Here is a 15,752-nt window from a genome sequence, read left to right as displayed (position 1 = left end):
GCGCGCCTCACACGCCAGCCGGCAAGCGGCACCGGACATAGGTCCGACTGTTCTGCCGCTTGAATTCGAATGTCCCGCTCAGGGCCCGGACGCGCTCGTGCATTCCCGTCAGTCCACGGCCAAAGGGCTGGTTCGGCGTAAATCCAACGCCATCGTCGGAAATTTCCACCAATACCTGGTTTCCTTCGATCGTCGCCTCGACGCTTATCGCGCTGGCATTGGCGTGTCTGAGGACATTGGTCACGCCCTCCTGGATAACCCGGTAGATGGTTTGGGATAGCAGCCCATCGACGTCGTTCAGAGCGGGATCGATCCGCACATCTAGCTTGAGGCCGGGCGCCTGCGATCGCGCATACTGCAGCAGGGTCTGGACACTTTTCTCGAGCCCGATTTCCTGGATATGAAGCGGCCGCAATCGGTCGAGGATACGGCGGTTCGCCAGTTGCAGCGCCTCGACCGATCTCAACATCGCCTCGACCGAAGCGCCGAGTTTCTTGTTCGATGCCGCGCCATCCTGTAGCGCCACCGCGTTGGCCCGGATCCCGAACAACAATGGCCCGAGTTCGTCATGAAGGTCGCGCGCGATGTCGCGGCGCTCATCGTCCTGCAGCGAGACGACCTTGCGCAGCAGGCTGCGATTGTCCTGGCTCAGCTGGTTCAGCGTGCGTGCGAGTTCATTGGCCAGTTCGGAACTCTTGCGGATCTCCGGCGGACCCGTCGCCGCGATCAGGTGCTGGTAGTCCCCGGTCCGCATCCGGGTCAGGCCTTCACCCAGATTCCGCAGCGCGTCGACCACGGTTCCTGCGGTCAAATAGGCGATAATGCCGGTCACGAGCATCAGGGCGACGATGGATGAAACGAGGACGAGAAAGCCGACCCATTTCTCGTAGATGTCGGCTGAAAGATCGGGTGAAGACAGGATGTCGCCGACCTGCTTTCCATCGATCCTCACCGGAAACGAGGCGCCGATCTCCGGCGGGCCGAGAAGATCGACGAACCATTGCGGCGCGCGTCCAAGGGGAGGGCTTGTCGCTGCCGGCGAAGGCGTGGCCGTCTCGATGCCGGCACGGCGGAACCGGATGGCTTCGGAGGAGCCCAGCGCCTGCACAAATGCGTCGAGCGTTTGCTGCGGGTTGGCGGACGTCAGCAGCGCGCTGTTGAGCGCTTCGGCAACCACCTTGGCCGATCGCGCTGCCGGCTCGCTTTCATCCACCAGTTGGGCCGGCGCGAAAAGCTGCAGCGAGACGGCCCCGAGCAGCAGCGCGGCCACGAACATGGTGCCGAGCGCGAAAATCAGCCGCATGCGAAGGGAAAGATTCTGCCACATTCGGACTATTCTAACTCCCGTAGCGCAGGTATCTCTTTTCAATTACCGCGAAATGCCTATTTATCCCATAAGAGGCTGCAAGGATGCAGAACATCGCCAAATCGACAACCAGGATCCTGATCGTCGACGACCATCCGGTGGTCGTTTCCGGATGCCGTTCGCTGTTCGCTTCGGACGCGACGGTGAAAATTGACGAGGCCGCGGACGCAAAATCCGGTCACAAGGCCTTTCTGACGCGACGGCCGGATGTCACAATCATCGATATCAAACTTCCCGACGTCTCGGGGTTTGAGCTTATGCGACGGATCCGCAAGGGGGATCCGGACGCCAAAATCATCATGTTCAGCATGAATGACGACCCGGCCTTCGTGGTTCGCGCGGTGGAAATGGGCGCGCAGGGTTACGTCGCCAAGGGTGACGATCCGCGGACGCTGGTAAAGGCCGTGCGCAAGGTGGTCTCGGGAGAAAATTTCATCTCGCCGCAACTGGCGGAGGCGGTGACGTTCTCGGGCGCTTCCATCAAGGCCAATCCGGCCTCGCAAATGACCGCGCGCGAACTGGAAATCCTGCGCCTGCTGGGCCGCGGCGACAAAATCGTCGAAGTCGCCGACGCGCTCGATATTTCCTACAAGACCGTGGCCAACACCACCTCGCTGCTGAAGCAGAAACTCGGCGCCAAGAACCATTCCGACTTGATCCGGATCGCCGTCGAGATGGAGCTGGGCTGACCGGCGCCAGAAACCTGAACAGGCCGCGCCTGTCGGCGCGACCGTTCATACCGCCGGTGCCTGCTTTCGTCGGGGCAATGGGTCGATGAAAGCAGCACAAGACCAATCAGAGTTTCAGTAGAAGCGACGGTGATGACGCCAGCCGTAATGGTGTCCGCGACCCCGGCCCCAACCACGGTGGTGACCTCGACCCCAACCACGGTGGTGACCCCGGCCTCCGCGATGTCCGTGACTGTGCCCGCGTCCGTGCTTGACCTGGGTCACCCCGTCATCCGGAACGGTGAGCGGCGCAATCCCCAGCCTGGCGGAAGCGGATGCGGTCATTGCCAGCAGCAGGGCGCAGCCAATCAGTGCAATGCGTCTCATTCAGTCGTCCTCCATCGCATGATCGCGATCACGTCTATAAGTTCCCGATCATATGTTTGTTCCGCTCGCGGGAAAGACGGAGGGCTATGTTGGGCGTTATTGCCGACTATTCCCGATCTGCTACCGGGCGGTCCCGTTATGCATAGGCCGGAATTGAATCCGGGAAGTGCAAACCATTCGGGAAAAAATGGAACATCCGGTTTCTCCGCGGGTTGCTGATGGCATCACTGAGAACTCGGAGGAGGATACATTGAAGAAATTTCTGATGATCGGCGCAGTAGCGTTTGCCGCAACGAGCGTGGCCGGGACCGCGATGGCTGCCGAATATTACGTGGTTCGCGACAGCACCACGAAGAAGTGCACGGTGGTCGAAACCAAGCCGACCGGCACGACCACTACCATCGTCGACAACGGCATCTTCAAGACCAAGACGGAAGCCGAAACCGGCATGAAGACGACCAAGGTCTGCACGGAGTAACGACAGACCCTTCCAAGAGAAAGTCCAAGAGAAAGTCCAAGAGAAAGTCCAAGAGAAAGGGCCGCGGTGTTGCCGCGGCCCTTTTTTGCGTTTCGATTTGGCTGCGCGCGCCCGTCAGTTACGGTCGCTCGACGTTGGTGATGGTCTTGCTGCCACCCGCGTCGGTGAGCGTAAACTTGACCCGGTCGCCGGCGTGCAGGACGTTCAACAGATTGCCCTGGATCTTGGTCTTGAGCTCTTCGGCAGGTCCGTCTGTTTTGGCAGTGCCAGTGTTGGCGCCGACGGTGCCGCTCTGTGTTGGAGTCCGGTGCAACTGGATTGCGATCGTCCCGTCGGTCCGGTCAATTCGCGTGACCGTCCCCGTCATCGCTTGCTGGGCTGAGGCCGCCGAAACGAGGGTGAGGGTGGCCAGTCCAGCCAGCATGATCTTTGCCGTTTTCATGGAAGTCTCCCGGAAATTCGAAGCGTTGACGATAATGCCGACAGGGCCGGATTGTTCCCGCCGCATTTTCGCTGGTACGTGCAATCTGACTTGTTTGTGTGTTCTTAATCTGATGGGTTTGTGTGTTTTTTGATGCGAGCGGGCTCATTCCGTTCACGTTGACGGCTGGCCGCGACAAAACGACCCGACGGGCAAATCACTTCGGATTGTCGGAAAACGTGTCAAGCCCCGAGATAAGAAATATTTCTGTTTACCAGAATGACAAATCAGGTGCATATGTTTGCCATCCCGTCCCACTCAGAGGGCGTCGGCCGTCGTCACGGACGTTGGACGGGTTGCGATGGACGCTGATGTTGCGAAGACGTAACGCGACAGAGGCGTACGGCGAAGTCGTGTGGTCCTGGCGCCCGTTGCCGGCGTCAAGCTGTCGGGTAGGCGAGAGCCGAACGGCAGCGACGGAGTCAACCAAGAACTCGTCTCCGGGGAGAGCGCGTTATTAAGCCGTAAAGCCATTGCGCAGGGAAGGCCGGGTGTTCTCCGCTGCCCTGTATGCTCGTGTGCACTTTGTTTTGTGCAATCCGCACACGGGACCGCGGGTGCAGCGCGCACCCGGTCTTCCCTGCGCCCTCTTGATGAGAGGGCGGGAAGTTTCTGGCAAAGCTCGGGCGCATCGCGTCGCGAGAATGCGAAACTGTTTTCACCGTCGTCCCGGCGAAGGCCGGGACCCATACGCCGCGGCCTATCCGTGAGAGCGCTGGCGTCAGATACCTTCTTAAAACAATAACTGCCGCGGAGTATGGGTCCCGGCCTTCGCCGGGACGACGAGTGGAGAGAGCTGAGAAGCGCAATGACAACGGAATGGGTTTGCCACAACCCGGCTGTCATCGTCCGCGAATGCGGACGACCCAGTATCCAGAGACGCCAATGATAGAACCGAGCAGCCGCGGCGTACTGGATCCCCCGCTTTCGCGGAGGACGACAGCGATGGGGGAGGCGAGAGCGGTGCGCAAATCGCGCCAAAGCCCTTACCCCGCACTCACCTTTTCGCCATTGCGGCATTTCACAAGGAGCGAAAACGCTTTATGGTGCCGCGCGCTTTGTCGTTGGCGAAGGGTAATAATTCACAGATATCAAAGGGTTGGCGGAAGCTAACGCCTTTGGAGGGCGGTTTGACGCGGTATATTTCGACGCGGGGGGAGGCTCCCACCCTGGGTTTTTGCGACGTGATGCTGACCGGGCTTGCCCGCGACGGCGGTCTCTATGTGCCTGAAACCTGGCCGCAGCTTTCGCCCGAGACCATCGCCGGATTTTTCGGACGGCCCTATTGGGAGGTCGCGGTCGAGGTGATCAGGCCGTTCGCCGGGGGAGAGATCTCGGACGCCGATCTCGGCCGCATGGCCAATGAAGCCTACGCCACCTTCCGCCATCCCGCTGTCGTGCCGCTGCGGCAGACCGGCTCCAGCCAGTTCGTGCTCGAACTTTTCCATGGCCCGACGCTCGCGTTCAAGGACGTCGCGATGCAGTTGATCTCGCGGCTGATGGATCACGTGCTGGCCAAGCGCGCGCAGCGCACCACCATCGTCGTGGCGACCTCAGGCGATACCGGCGGCGCGGCCGTCGACGCCTTTGCCGGTCTCGACAATGTCGATCTGATCGTGCTGTTTCCGCATGGCCGGATTTCCGACGTGCAGCGGCGGATGATGACGACGACGGGCGCGGCCAACGTGCACGCGCTGGCGATCGAGGGCAATTTCGACGACTGCCAGGCGATCGTGAAGGAGATGTTCAATCATCACGGCTTTCGCGATGCGGTCTCGCTGTCGGGTGTCAATTCGATCAACTGGGCGCGGGTGGTTGCGCAGGTCGTTTATTATTTCACCTCGGCGGTGGCGCTCGGCGCGCCCGCGCGCACGGTTGATTTCACGGTGCCGACCGGGAATTTCGGCGACATCTTTGCCGGCTACGTCGCCAAGAAAATGGGCCTGCCGATCCGTTGGCTGCGCATCGCGTCGAACATCAATGACATCCTGCCGCGCACGCTGAAGACCGGCATCTACGAGGTGCGCGAGGTCCATGCGTCCGCGTCGCCCTCGATGGATATCCAGGTGTCTTCGAATTTCGAGCGGCTGCTGTTCGAGGCTGGTCAACGCGATGCCGCCGGCGTGCGGCGGCTGATGGGTTCGCTGAAACAGTCCGGGCGTTTCGTGCTGCCGGATGCGACGCTGGCCGCGATCCGCGAGGAGTTCGACGCCGGCCGGGCCGACGAGACCGAGACCGCGGCCACGATCCGCGCCGCCTGGCGCGAGGCCGGCGACCTCGTCGATCCCCATACCGCGGTGGCGCTGGCGGTGGCCGATCGCGACACCTCGGATTCGAGGATCCCCAATATCGTGCTGTCGACCGCCCATCCGGCCAAATTCCCCGATGCGGTCGAGGCCGCCTGCGGCGTGCGCCCGCAATTGCCGGCCTGGCTCGACGGCCTGATGACCAAATCTGAACACATCACGGTGATGAAAAACGATTCAGCCGAAGTGGAGCGATTCGTGCGCTCGGTGAGCCGTGCCGCGAAGCAGGGAGTTACCGGATGAGCGTTGACGTCACCAAGCTAGCATCCGGCCTCACCGTCATTACCGACAGCATGCCCCATCTGGAGACCGCCGCACTTGGCGTGTGGGCCGGCGTCGGTGGCCGCGACGAAAAGCCCGACGAGCACGGCATCTCGCATCTGCTCGAACACATGGCATTCAAAGGCACCACGCGGCGCTCCTCGCGCGAGATCGTGGAAGAGATCGAAGCGGTTGGCGGCGACCTCAATGCGGGGACCTCGACCGAGACCACCGCCTATTACGCGCGGGTGCTGAAGGCCGACGTGCCGCTGGCGCTCGACGTGCTCTCCGACATCCTCGCCAATCCGTCCTTCGTGCCAGACGAACTCGAGCGCGAGAAGGGCGTCATCGCCCAGGAAATCGGCGCGGCGCAGGATACGCCCGATGACGTCGTGTTCGAGCATCTCAACGAGCTCTGCTATCCGGACCAGCCGATGGGGCGGTCGCTGCTCGGCACCACCAAGACGCTGAAGAAATTCGATCGCGACATGCTGCGCGGCTATCTCACCCGGCATTATCGCGGCCCGGACATGGTGGTGGCGGCGGCGGGCGCCGTCGATCACAAGCGCGTCGTCGAGGAAGTGACGGAGCGCTTTGCGAGTTTTGAAGCAACGCCGGCGCCGAAGCCGCAAGCAGCGATGTTCGGCCAGGGCGGCTCGCGCGTGGTGCATCGCGACCTCGAACAGGCGCATATGACGCTGGCGCTCGAGGGCGTGCCGCAGACCGACCTGTCGCTGTTCTCGCTGCAGGTGTTCACCAACACGCTCGGCGGCGGGATGTCGTCGCGGCTGTTCCAGGAAGTCCGCGAGAAGCGCGGCCTGTGCTACTCGATCTACACCTTCCATGCGCCCTATAGCGACACCGGGTTTTTCGGCCTCTATACCGGCACCGATCCGAACGATGCGCCGGAAATGATGGAAGTGATCGTCGACGTCATCAATGACGCGGTGGAAACCCTGACCGAGGCCGAGATCGCCCGCGCCAAGGCGCAGATGAAGGCGGGGCTATTGATGGCGCTGGAAAGCTGCTCCTCCCGCGCCGAGCAGCTGGCCCGCCATATGCTGGCTTACGGCCGCCCGCTGACGGCGGAGGAACTGGTCGCCCGGATCGACGCGGTCAGCGTGGAATCGACCCGCAATGCCGCGCGGGGCCTGCTTTCGCGGAGCCGGCCGGCGGTCGTGGCGCTCGGCAGCGGCAGGGGTCTGGACACGGCGGTGACTTTTGCGGAAGGATTGACCAAGGTGAAGGCAAAGACGCTGCTACATTAAATCCTTGTTGCTTTGAGACCTTGCTACATTGAGACGCTGCTGCGCTCGAGCATGATCCGGAAAAGTGGGTACCGGTTTTCCGAAAAGATCAGGCTCAAGACAGATAAGAGGATGCTTGGGAGTTAGGGCATGGCCCTGTTTCGGTTGCCATCCAGCGGACCGGCCGCACTCGTGCCGCGCGGCCACGGCCTGTTGCTGCGCGCGCCGCAGATGGCGGATTTCCTGCAATGGGCGCAATTACGCGAATCGAGCCGGGCCTATCTGACTCCGTGGGAGCCGATCTGGCCGTCGGACGACCTCACCCGGGCCGGGTTCCGGCGGCGGCTGCGGCGCTATGCGGAAGATATCGCGGCTGACCGGTCCTATCCGTTCATCATTTTCCGCGAATCCGACGGCACCATGATCGGCGGCATCACGCTGGCCAATGTTCGCCGCGGCATCGTGCAGGCCGGCACCATCGGCTATTGGGTCGGCCAGCCCCATGCCCATCGCGGTTACATGACGACGGCGCTGCGGGTGCTGCTGCCGTCGCTGTTCGGCGAGCTCAATTTGCACCGTATCGAGGCGGCCTGCATTCCCACCAATACGCCCTCGATCCGGGTGCTGGAGAAATGCGGCTTTACCCGCGAGGGGCTGGCGCGGCGCTATCTGTGCATCAACGGCGTCTGGCAGGATCATCTGCTGTTCGGCATGCTGCATGAGGATTTCCGCGGTTAAACCGTGATTTCAGGGCCCTGCCGGGTGCCTTACGCGCCTTTAGGTGGCCTTGGGTTCGCCGCCATTGGCCTGCTATAAGGCCGCCGGGAAGATGACTTCGAGATGACATGGATGCCAGGGACGTCGCATGGGTAATGATCGGTTGTTCAGGGTAGCGCTCGCGGCCACGGTCGTGGCCGGGCTCGGCTGCGGCCTCACGCAGCCTGCGTCGGCGCAGTCGCTGAGCGACCGCTTCAAGGGCCTGTTCGGCGGCAAGTCGGACGAGCCGGCCCCGACGCCAGGCGCTGCGCCGAAAGCCGAAGAGGATACCGGCGACCTCACTTGTCCGGAGGTGAGGGTCAGGGCCGGCGCGTCGACCTATGCCGTGGCGGCGCCCGGCAAGCAGCCGGTCGGCAACGATTTGCGGTTCCAGGCGACCATCGGCAAGACGGCGCGGCAATGCAGCCTCAATGGCGGCGTCATCACCGCGCGGATCGGGATTCAGGGGCGCGTCATCGCAGGTCCTGCCGGCGCGCCGTCGTCGGTGCAGGTTCCGCTTCGCGTCGCGGTGGTGCAGGGTGGGATCAGCGAAAAGACCATCGCCACCAAGGCCTATCAGACCACGGTCACCATGACCGAGACCGGGAGCGAGCCCTTTACGCTGGTGGCCGAAGATCTCGTCTATCCGGTGCCTGCGCCCGGGACCAGCGACAACTACATCTTCTACATCGGCTTCGACCCGCAGGCCCTGAAGCCGGAGCGGCCGGCGCCGCGCAAGAAGGCGGCGCCTACGCAATAAAAAAACCGGCGCGAAATGATCGCGCCGGTTTTTGTCTCTTGATTTGAAACCGCTCAGTTCAGCTTGGCGCGAACCTCGGCGATACCCTTGGCCAAGAGGTCATCGGCCACCGAGCCCTTCACCGACTGCGACAGGATGGTCGACGCTGCGGCCACTGCGGCATTGGCGGCGGCGGAACGGACGTCGGCGAGCGCCTGCGCTTCGGCGAGGGCGATCTTGCTCTCGGCGGTCTTGGTGCGGCGGGCGACGAAGTCTTCCATCTTGGCCTTGGCTTCGACCGCGATCCGCTCGGCTTCGGCCTTGGCGTTGGAGATGATTTCCTCGGCCTCACGCTCGGCGCTGGTGCGCTTGGTCTTGTATTCCGCGAGCAATGCCGCGGCCTCGTCCTTCAGGCGGCGGGCGTCGTCGAGTTCGGCCTTGATGCGTTCGGCGCGATGGTCGAGCGCCTTGAGCACCGTGCGATGGATGCCGAGATAGGCAAACAACGCCATCAGGATGACGAACGCAATGGCAACCCAGGTTTCTGGCAGGGCGAACATCATCTATCCCTTCAACGAAGCATCGACGGCGCTGTTCAGCGCGCCGCCGTCGGGCAGCACGCCGGTCAGCCGCTGCACGATCGCGCCGGCCGCATCCGCGGCGATGCCACGGACGTTGCTCATGGCGGTCTCACGCGTTGCCGCGATGGTTTTCTCGGCCTGGGCGAGCTTGGCGGAGAGCTGGTCTTCCAGCGTCTTGCGCTCGGCTTCCGAGGCCGCGTTCAGCTTCTCGCGGGTCTCGGCACCGATCGCCTGGGCGCGGGAGCGCGCCGAAGCCAGGTCGGCTTCATACGCCTTCAGCGCCGCGGCCGACTCGTCCTTCAGCTTCTGCGCTGCGGCCAGATCGCCTTCGATCGCGTTCTGACGTGCATCGATCACGCCGCCGACGCGCGGCAGCGCAATGCGCGACACGATCAGGTAGAGCGCGACGAACGCGATGACCAGCGACACCAGCTGCGAAGCGAAGGTACTCGACTCGAACGGAGGAAATCCTCCGCCGTGATGGCCACCATCGGCTTCGGTGTGGGCGCCGGTCTTCTGGCCCTTGGCGGGGGCGCCCTGACTCTTTTCAGCCACGGGGTACTCCTGTTGCTGTCATGCGCGCCGCCGGAGGGCGGCGCGGGAAGGTGCAGCTCAGAGCGGAACGAACAGCAGCAGCAGCGCGATCAGCAGCGAGAAGATGCCGAGCGCTTCGGTCACGGCGAAGCCGAAGATCAGGTTGCCGAACTGGCCCTGGGCTGCGGAAGGATTGCGCACCGCTGCGGCGAGGTAGTTGCCGAAGATGATGCCCACGCCGACGCCCGCGCCGCCCATGCCGATGCATGCGATGCCCGCGCCGATGAGTTTTGCTGCTGATGCTTCCATTTTCTTGAGCTCCTTAGAGGGATAGACAGACTTGTGGGTGGGAATTCTCCGGACCGCTTAGTGTCCCGGATGAATGGCGTCGTTGAGGTAGATGCAGGTGAGGATCGCGAACACGTAGGCCTGCAGGAATGCGACCAGCAGTTCCAGCGCGGTCAATGCGACGGTGAGCGCCAGCGGCAGGATGCCGCCGATCCAGCCGACCGCGCCCAGCGAGACGCCGAGCATCGCAACGAAGCCCGCGAACACCTTCAGCGCGATGTGCCCGGCCAGCATGTTGGCGAACAGACGCACGCTGTGCGAAACCGGCCGCAGGAAGAACGACAGGATTTCGATGAACATGACCAGCGGCAGGATGTAGATCGGAACGCCGGAGGGGACGAAAATCTTGAAGAACTTGAGGCCGTTCTTGTAGATGCCGTAGATCAGCACGGTGAAGAACACCAGGAACGCCAGCGCGGCGGTCACGATGATGTGGCTCGAAATCGTGAACGTGTAGGGGATGATGCCGACGAGGTTCGACACGCAGATGAACATGAACAGCGTGAAGATCAGCGGGAAGAACTTCATGCCTTCCGAGCCGGCGGTGCTGCGAATGGTGCTGGCGACGAACTCGTAGGAGATTTCGGCGACCGACTGGAAACGGCCGGGAACCAGCTGCCGCCCGCCACCGAGCATCAGCACTGCCGTCAGCGCCACCGCGATGAACATGTAGAGCGACGAGTTGGTGAAGGCGATCGTCTGATTGCCGATATGGCCGATCGTGAAGAGGGGCTCGATGTTGAACTGATGAATCGGGTCGATTTTCATCCGCGCGGGCCTTGGTCCGCCGGCCTAGCTTGCCGGCAATCGAATTTCAAATGTCGTGACTTCCCGTCGGCGCTCAGCGTTTGGCTACGCCCGCGTATCTCACCACGTTGACCACGCCGGCGACGAAGCCGAGCAGCAAAAACACGATGAAACCGAACGGCGATGTCGACAACAACCAGTCGAAACCCCAGCCAATCCCTGCCCCGACGGCAACGCCCGCAACCAACTCCGAGGAAAGGCGGAAACCAAGCGCCATCGCCGAAGCTCTGGCCGCCCTGTCGCCGCTTTCAGTACCGGGTTGATCAGTCCTGATTTTTCGGCTGTCGCGAATTTCGGACAACCGGTGATCGAGACTTCCGAGCCTTGCGGAAAGCGCAGCTTCATCGGACGACGATTGATCGCGATTTCCACCTGCGTTGTCGCTTTTGTCTTCGGCCATGCCCAAGACATTAAACGATGCTGCGGTTGATGGAAATTACGCCCGTCACCCTTAAAAGCCGCGCGGACCATACTTACCGCGTCTAATCAAGTCAAGATTGCGCCGTAACCAGTTAGTGCATTGATTTCGCTGAATTTATTTAGAGATATTCCACGAGCCTGTGGACCCGTCATCGCAGTGCAGCAGCAAAAGCGTTTTGAAGTGGAGCAGAGGACGGTTCGCGCCCGGAAAACCCGTTCGAACAAAAGGTCCTGGCGCGGCAAGGGGCGATCTTGCGCCGATTCAGCTGACCTGTTGGGATGCCGCTAGCGCCTATCATCAGCCGTTCCCGGAGCCCGCATGCCGCGCCAGGTCGATTACTATTTCTCGTTTCAATCGCCGTGGGCCTATATCGGCCATGGGCCCTTTAGCGCACTCGTAAGTGCCTATGATCTCAAGGTAAATTACAAGCCCGTGGTGCTGGTCGATCTGTTCTCGGAAACCGGCGGGTTGCCGTTGATGAAACGCCATCCGGTGCGGCAGCGCTACCGGATGGTCGAGCTGCAGCGCTGGCGCGACAAGCGCGGCCTGAAATTCCATCTTCAACCCGCGAACTGGCCGTTCAACGCACGGCTCGCCGACGGCGTCGTGATCGCGGCGATCGAGGCTGGGCTCGATCCGGATCGGTTTCTGCGGCGGGGCTTTGCCGGCGTGTGGGAGGATCAGCTCAATCTGGCCGATCCTGCGACGATTGCGCAACTGGCCGACGAATCCGGGCTGCCCGGCAAGCAATTGGTCGAGCGATCCGCCGTCGAGGCGATCAGCACGGCCTATGAGCAGAATCGCCAGGATGCGCTGGCGGCCGACGTGTTCGGCTCGCCGGTCTATGTGCTGGATGGCGAAGTGTTCTGGGGACAGGACCGGCTAGAATTGCTGGGAGACGCGTTGAAGTCCGGCCGCGCGGCCTATAGCTCAAAGGTCCAGGGTGTTGCGTGAAGAGGCGTCGTGTGATGCGCCTCTGTGTGTGTCTTGGCGGTTGAGGAAACCGGTACTGTCTTTAAGGCGGAGCAAGCCCATGAGCACAGCGTCGTCCTCCAGAAAGTTTCTCTGCAGAATGTTTCTCTGCAGATTGTCTCTCTCCGTTGTTGCCGTGCTGGCGCTGGGTGTTGCCGGGGCCAGCGCCGCGCCTCCGAAGGCGATGCCGGATACCGAGAACGGCCGTTATGCGCTGTCCTCGACGCCGGATGGTGTGCTGCGGCTCGATACCCGAACCGGCGCGATTTCGACCTGCAGCAATTCGGGCGCGGGCTGGGCCTGTTACGCGGTGCCCGATGAGCGTGCGGCGCTGGATGCGGAGATCGGCCGGCTGCAGGCCGACAATGAAAAGCTCAGGAGCGACCTTGCTTCGCGCGAACCGACCGTTGCCGGCAAGATCGAAGAGCCGATGCCGAAATCCGACTCACTGAAGAAGAGCGAGCCCAAGAACGAGCCCAAGATCGCGGAGGGCGAACGCAAGATTGAAATTCCACTGCCGAGCGATCGCGACATGGATCGCATGATGTCGTTCCTGGAACGGGCCTGGAAGCGGTTGATCGAGATGGCCAACCGCGTGCAGAAGGACGTCAACGGCAGGATTTAACGGCTGTCGTCCCGGCCTAGTGCGCAATTGCGCACGGGGGCCGGGACCCATAACCACCGCTGTCGGTTGTTTGCAAAAGATATCAACTCCGACTGCCTCAAATCGAGAGGCCGCGGAGTATGGGTCCCGGCCTTCGCCGGGACGACGGAGAGAATAGTTCAGATGTCCCAACCTAAATCGCTCTCCCGCACGCCAACCTCCCACGTCACCGCGACCACCATCGTCTCCTCGCTGCTGACTGTGCAAACCCCGGGAGCGGGCTTTACCGACCTCACGGCCGAGATCGCAAAATTTGTGCGCGAGGCCGGCGCGCGCGAAGGGGCGGTGACGCTGTTCATCCGTCACACCTCGGCGTCGCTGACGATCCAGGAAAATGCCGACCCGACGGTGCTCGACGATCTCTTGACGGCGCTGAACCGGGCCGCGCCCGAAAATGCCGGATGGCGCCACGACACCGAAGGCCCCGATGACATGCCCGCGCACATCAAGACCATGCTGACCGCGACCTCGCTGCAGGTCCCGGTGCTGCGCGGCGCGCTGGCGCTGGGAACATGGCAGGGGATCTATCTGATCGAGCACCGGGCGCGGCCGCATCGGCGCGAGATCGTGTTGCAGTTTATCGGCAGCAGCGCCTGACGCGCGCCGGCCAGACTCTTGTTTTGACGCGTTTTCTTCACGCGAACCGGTATCCACTTCGCTCGAAAACGCTCTAATAACAAAACCGGCCGCGGATTGCTCCGCGGCCGGTTCGTGTAGTGATCGTCCGCCGGCTTCCCGACGGACGAAATCCGGTTACTTCGTGATGTCGACGTCCTTGGTTTCCGGCAGGAAGAAGAAGCCGACGACCGCGGTGATCGATGCGAAGATGATCGGGTACCAGAGGCCTGCGTAGATATCGCCGGTCGAAGCCACGATCGCGAACGAGGTCGCGGGCAACAGACCGCCGAACCAGCCGTTGCCGATGTGGTAGGGCAGCGACATCGAGGTGTAGCGGATCTTGGTCGGGAACAGTTCGACCAGCATCGCCGCGATCGGCCCGTACACCATGGTGACGAAGAGCACCAGAATGAACAACAGCCCGATCACCGCCGCGACCCGCGGTTTGAAGATGTCGAACGGGTGCGCCATCTTCACGATCTGGGCGTCGCCGGCCTTCGGATAGCCTGCAGCCTGCACCGCGCCCAGCACCGCCGGGTTCGAGGTCTTGGCATCCGTGTAAGGAACGTCCTTGCCGTTGACGACGACCTTCACGCCGGTGCCTTCGTAGCGGGTCGAATACTTGACCGACTGCTGGGCGAGATAGGCGCGGGCGGTGTCGCAAGGTGCGGTGAAGACGCGGGTGCCGACCGGGTTGAACAGATCGCCGCAGGCCTTGGGATCGGCGACCACCTCGACCTTGACCGTCTCGATGGCCTTCTCCAGCGCCGGGTTGGCGTTGGTGGTGATCATCTTGAAGATCGGGAAGAAGGTCAGCGCCGCGATCAGGCAGCCCGCCAGGATGATCGGCTTGCGGCCGATCTTGTCGGACAGCGCGCCGAACACGATGAAGAAGCCGGTGCCGAACAGCAGCGACCAGGCGATCAGTAGGTTGGCGGTGTAACCGTCGACCTTGAGGATCGATTGCATGAAGAACAGCGCGTAGAACTGGCCGGTGTACCAGACCACGCCCTGGCCCATCACGCCGCCGATCAGCGCGATAATGACGATCTTGGCATTGCTCCAGTTGGCGAAGGCTTCGGTCAGCGGAGCCTTTGAGCTCTTGCCCTCGTCCTTCATCTTCTGGAACACTGGCGATTCGTTCAGGCGAAGCCGGATCCAGACCGAGATGCCGAGCAGCAAGACCGACACCAGGAACGGAATACGCCAGCCCCATGCGGCGAAGTCAGGCTCGCCTAGCGCCGTACGGGTAAACAGGATCACCAGCAGCGACAGGAACAGGCCGAGCGTTGCCGTGGTCTGGATGAACGAGGTGTAATAGCCGCGTTTGCCCATCGGGGCATGTTCGGCCACGTAGGTCGCCGCTCCGCCATATTCGCCGCCGAGCGCGAGGCCCTGCAACAGGCGCAAGCCGATCAGGATGATCGGCGCAGCAATGCCGATGGTCGCGGCATTGGGCAGGATGCCGACGATGAAGGTCGACAGGCCCATGATCAGGATGGTGACGAGGAAGGTGTACTTGCGGCCGACGATGTCGCCGACCCGGCCGAACACGATGGCACCGAACGGGCGAACAATGAAGCCCGCGGCGAACGCCAGCAGCGCGAAGATGTCGCGGGTGGCCTGGTTGAACATCGGCAGGTTTGTTGCGGGATCAATGACGCCGAAGAATTGCGCGCCGATGACGCTGGCAAGCGAACCGAACAGGTAGAAGTCATACCATTCGAAGACGGTGCCGAGTGACGAAGCCAGAATGACGAAACGTTCGTCCTTCGTCATTCCCCCAGTTCTAACTTTTTCCGTTGCCGCCATTGTGGACATTTCGATCGCTCCCAGTTTTTTTTGAATCACGAACACGTGCGTTGCGTCTGTTCGACGCGCAATTAATTGCGAGCCTAACTACATGTTCGAGAAGCGTGCCCCAATAGTACTTTAGTACTTTTGGATGGCATCGATCAGCCGCACCTGCGGTCAGGTTGCCGGACGTGGTTGCTGCGATGGCACGATTGCGCCTGCCGAATCGCGGCGGACAATGCTGATTTTACCGCGACATATGAGCTTCGCGTTCCAGGCCTAGGTCTTTGGAAATGCCCCAGCTCATGCTCAAAACTGCAAACC

17 protein-coding genes are annotated in these 15,752 nt (G+C 62.1%); 9 read left to right on the top strand and 8 right to left on the bottom strand.

Features of this window, described 5'->3' with window-relative positions:
• Nucleotides 1–7: 7 nt before the first annotated feature.
• Nucleotides 8–1,327, bottom strand: a complete 1,320-nt coding sequence (locus tag JQ641_RS21105) for a histidine kinase (protein ID WP_211997878.1) — start codon at nucleotides 1,325–1,327, stop codon at nucleotides 8–10.
• Between the two features lie 83 nt (nucleotides 1,328–1,410).
• Between JQ641_RS21105 and JQ641_RS21100 the strand changes: the two genes are divergently transcribed.
• Entirely contained in the window at nucleotides 1,411–2,055 is a 645-nt protein-coding gene (locus JQ641_RS21100) for a response regulator transcription factor (RefSeq protein ID WP_211997877.1), read from the top strand.
• Between the two features lie 616 nt (nucleotides 2,056–2,671).
• Entirely contained in the window at nucleotides 2,672–2,899 is a 228-nt protein-coding gene (locus JQ641_RS21095) for a hypothetical protein (RefSeq protein WP_211997876.1), read from the top strand.
• A gap of 118 nt (nucleotides 2,900–3,017) precedes the next feature.
• Here JQ641_RS21095 and JQ641_RS21090 read toward each other — a convergent pair whose 3' ends face one another.
• Nucleotides 3,018–3,341 carry a hypothetical protein gene (locus JQ641_RS21090; protein ID WP_211997875.1) on the bottom strand — a complete coding sequence of 108 codons (324 nt, stop codon included), beginning with the start codon at nucleotides 3,339–3,341 and terminating at the stop codon, nucleotides 3,018–3,020.
• 1,169 nt (nucleotides 3,342–4,510) lie between these two features.
• On the opposite strand from JQ641_RS21090, the gene thrC reads away from it, so the two are divergent.
• From thrC to JQ641_RS21070, 4 genes are all read left to right on the top strand, one after another.
• On the top strand, nucleotides 4,511–5,929 hold the full coding sequence (thrC, locus tag JQ641_RS21085) for a threonine synthase (RefSeq protein WP_211997874.1): 1,419 nt from the start codon (nucleotides 4,511–4,513) through the stop codon (nucleotides 5,927–5,929).
• The gene (locus JQ641_RS21080) at nucleotides 5,926–7,215 is read left to right on the top strand and encodes a M16 family metallopeptidase (RefSeq protein WP_211997873.1); all 1,290 of its coding nucleotides are present in this window, start codon (nucleotides 5,926–5,928) and stop codon (nucleotides 7,213–7,215) included. Before thrC ends, JQ641_RS21080 begins: the two co-directional genes overlap by 4 nt.
• A gap of 129 nt (nucleotides 7,216–7,344) precedes the next feature.
• On the top strand, nucleotides 7,345–7,932 hold the full coding sequence (locus JQ641_RS21075) for a GNAT family N-acetyltransferase (RefSeq protein WP_192735366.1): 588 nt from the start codon (nucleotides 7,345–7,347) through the stop codon (nucleotides 7,930–7,932).
• A 127-nt stretch (nucleotides 7,933–8,059) separates the two neighbouring features.
• A complete protein-coding gene (locus JQ641_RS21070; RefSeq protein WP_211997872.1) occupies nucleotides 8,060–8,710 on the top strand; it encodes a hypothetical protein in 651 nt (216 codons plus the stop codon).
• Between the two features lie 53 nt (nucleotides 8,711–8,763).
• Here JQ641_RS21070 and JQ641_RS21065 read toward each other — a convergent pair whose 3' ends face one another.
• The 5 genes from JQ641_RS21065 to JQ641_RS21045 form a co-directional block, all read right to left on the bottom strand.
• Nucleotides 8,764–9,249 carry a F0F1 ATP synthase subunit B family protein gene (locus JQ641_RS21065; RefSeq protein ID WP_211997871.1) on the bottom strand — a complete coding sequence of 162 codons (486 nt, stop codon included), beginning with the start codon at nucleotides 9,247–9,249 and terminating at the stop codon, nucleotides 8,764–8,766.
• Nucleotides 9,250–9,252: 3 nt separating this feature from the next.
• Nucleotides 9,253–9,825: a F0F1 ATP synthase subunit B family protein gene (locus tag JQ641_RS21060; protein ID WP_192735363.1), complete on the bottom strand. Its 573-nt coding sequence runs from the start codon at nucleotides 9,823–9,825 to the stop codon at nucleotides 9,253–9,255.
• A gap of 57 nt (nucleotides 9,826–9,882) precedes the next feature.
• Complete coding sequence (locus JQ641_RS21055; RefSeq protein ID WP_192735362.1) at nucleotides 9,883–10,113, bottom strand: F0F1 ATP synthase subunit C; 231 nt, start codon at nucleotides 10,111–10,113, stop codon at nucleotides 9,883–9,885.
• A 57-nt stretch (nucleotides 10,114–10,170) separates the two neighbouring features.
• Nucleotides 10,171–10,920 carry a F0F1 ATP synthase subunit A gene (locus JQ641_RS21050; RefSeq protein WP_211997870.1) on the bottom strand — a complete coding sequence of 250 codons (750 nt, stop codon included), beginning with the start codon at nucleotides 10,918–10,920 and terminating at the stop codon, nucleotides 10,171–10,173.
• Nucleotides 10,921–10,993: 73 nt separating this feature from the next.
• The gene (locus tag JQ641_RS21045) at nucleotides 10,994–11,359 is read right to left on the bottom strand and encodes an AtpZ/AtpI family protein (protein ID WP_211998004.1); all 366 of its coding nucleotides are present in this window, start codon (nucleotides 11,357–11,359) and stop codon (nucleotides 10,994–10,996) included.
• Between the two features lie 339 nt (nucleotides 11,360–11,698).
• On the opposite strand from JQ641_RS21045, the gene JQ641_RS21040 reads away from it, so the two are divergent.
• The 3 genes from JQ641_RS21040 to JQ641_RS21030 all read left to right on the top strand — a co-directional run bounded on the left by JQ641_RS21040 (nucleotide 11,699) and on the right by JQ641_RS21030 (nucleotide 13,613).
• A complete protein-coding gene (locus tag JQ641_RS21040) occupies nucleotides 11,699–12,334 on the top strand; it encodes a 2-hydroxychromene-2-carboxylate isomerase (protein ID WP_211997869.1) in 636 nt (211 codons plus the stop codon).
• 118 nt (nucleotides 12,335–12,452) lie between these two features.
• Complete coding sequence (locus JQ641_RS21035) at nucleotides 12,453–12,977, top strand: hypothetical protein (protein WP_211998003.1); 525 nt, start codon at nucleotides 12,453–12,455, stop codon at nucleotides 12,975–12,977.
• A 162-nt stretch (nucleotides 12,978–13,139) separates the two neighbouring features.
• On the top strand, nucleotides 13,140–13,613 hold the full coding sequence (locus tag JQ641_RS21030; protein WP_211997868.1) for a secondary thiamine-phosphate synthase enzyme YjbQ: 474 nt from the start codon (nucleotides 13,140–13,142) through the stop codon (nucleotides 13,611–13,613).
• Between the two features lie 156 nt (nucleotides 13,614–13,769).
• Here JQ641_RS21030 and JQ641_RS21025 read toward each other — a convergent pair whose 3' ends face one another.
• Complete coding sequence (locus tag JQ641_RS21025) at nucleotides 13,770–15,413, bottom strand: MFS transporter (protein WP_211997867.1); 1,644 nt, start codon at nucleotides 15,411–15,413, stop codon at nucleotides 13,770–13,772.
• Between the last annotated feature and the right edge of the window lie 339 nt (nucleotides 15,414–15,752).

Source organism: Bradyrhizobium sp. JYMT SZCCT0180 (genome assembly GCF_018130165.1).
In the GTDB taxonomy this organism is placed as follows: domain Bacteria; phylum Pseudomonadota; class Alphaproteobacteria; order Rhizobiales; family Xanthobacteraceae; genus Bradyrhizobium.
The sequence above is the reverse complement of the archived record's forward strand: the minus strand, read 5'-3'. Positions and strand labels throughout refer to the sequence as shown.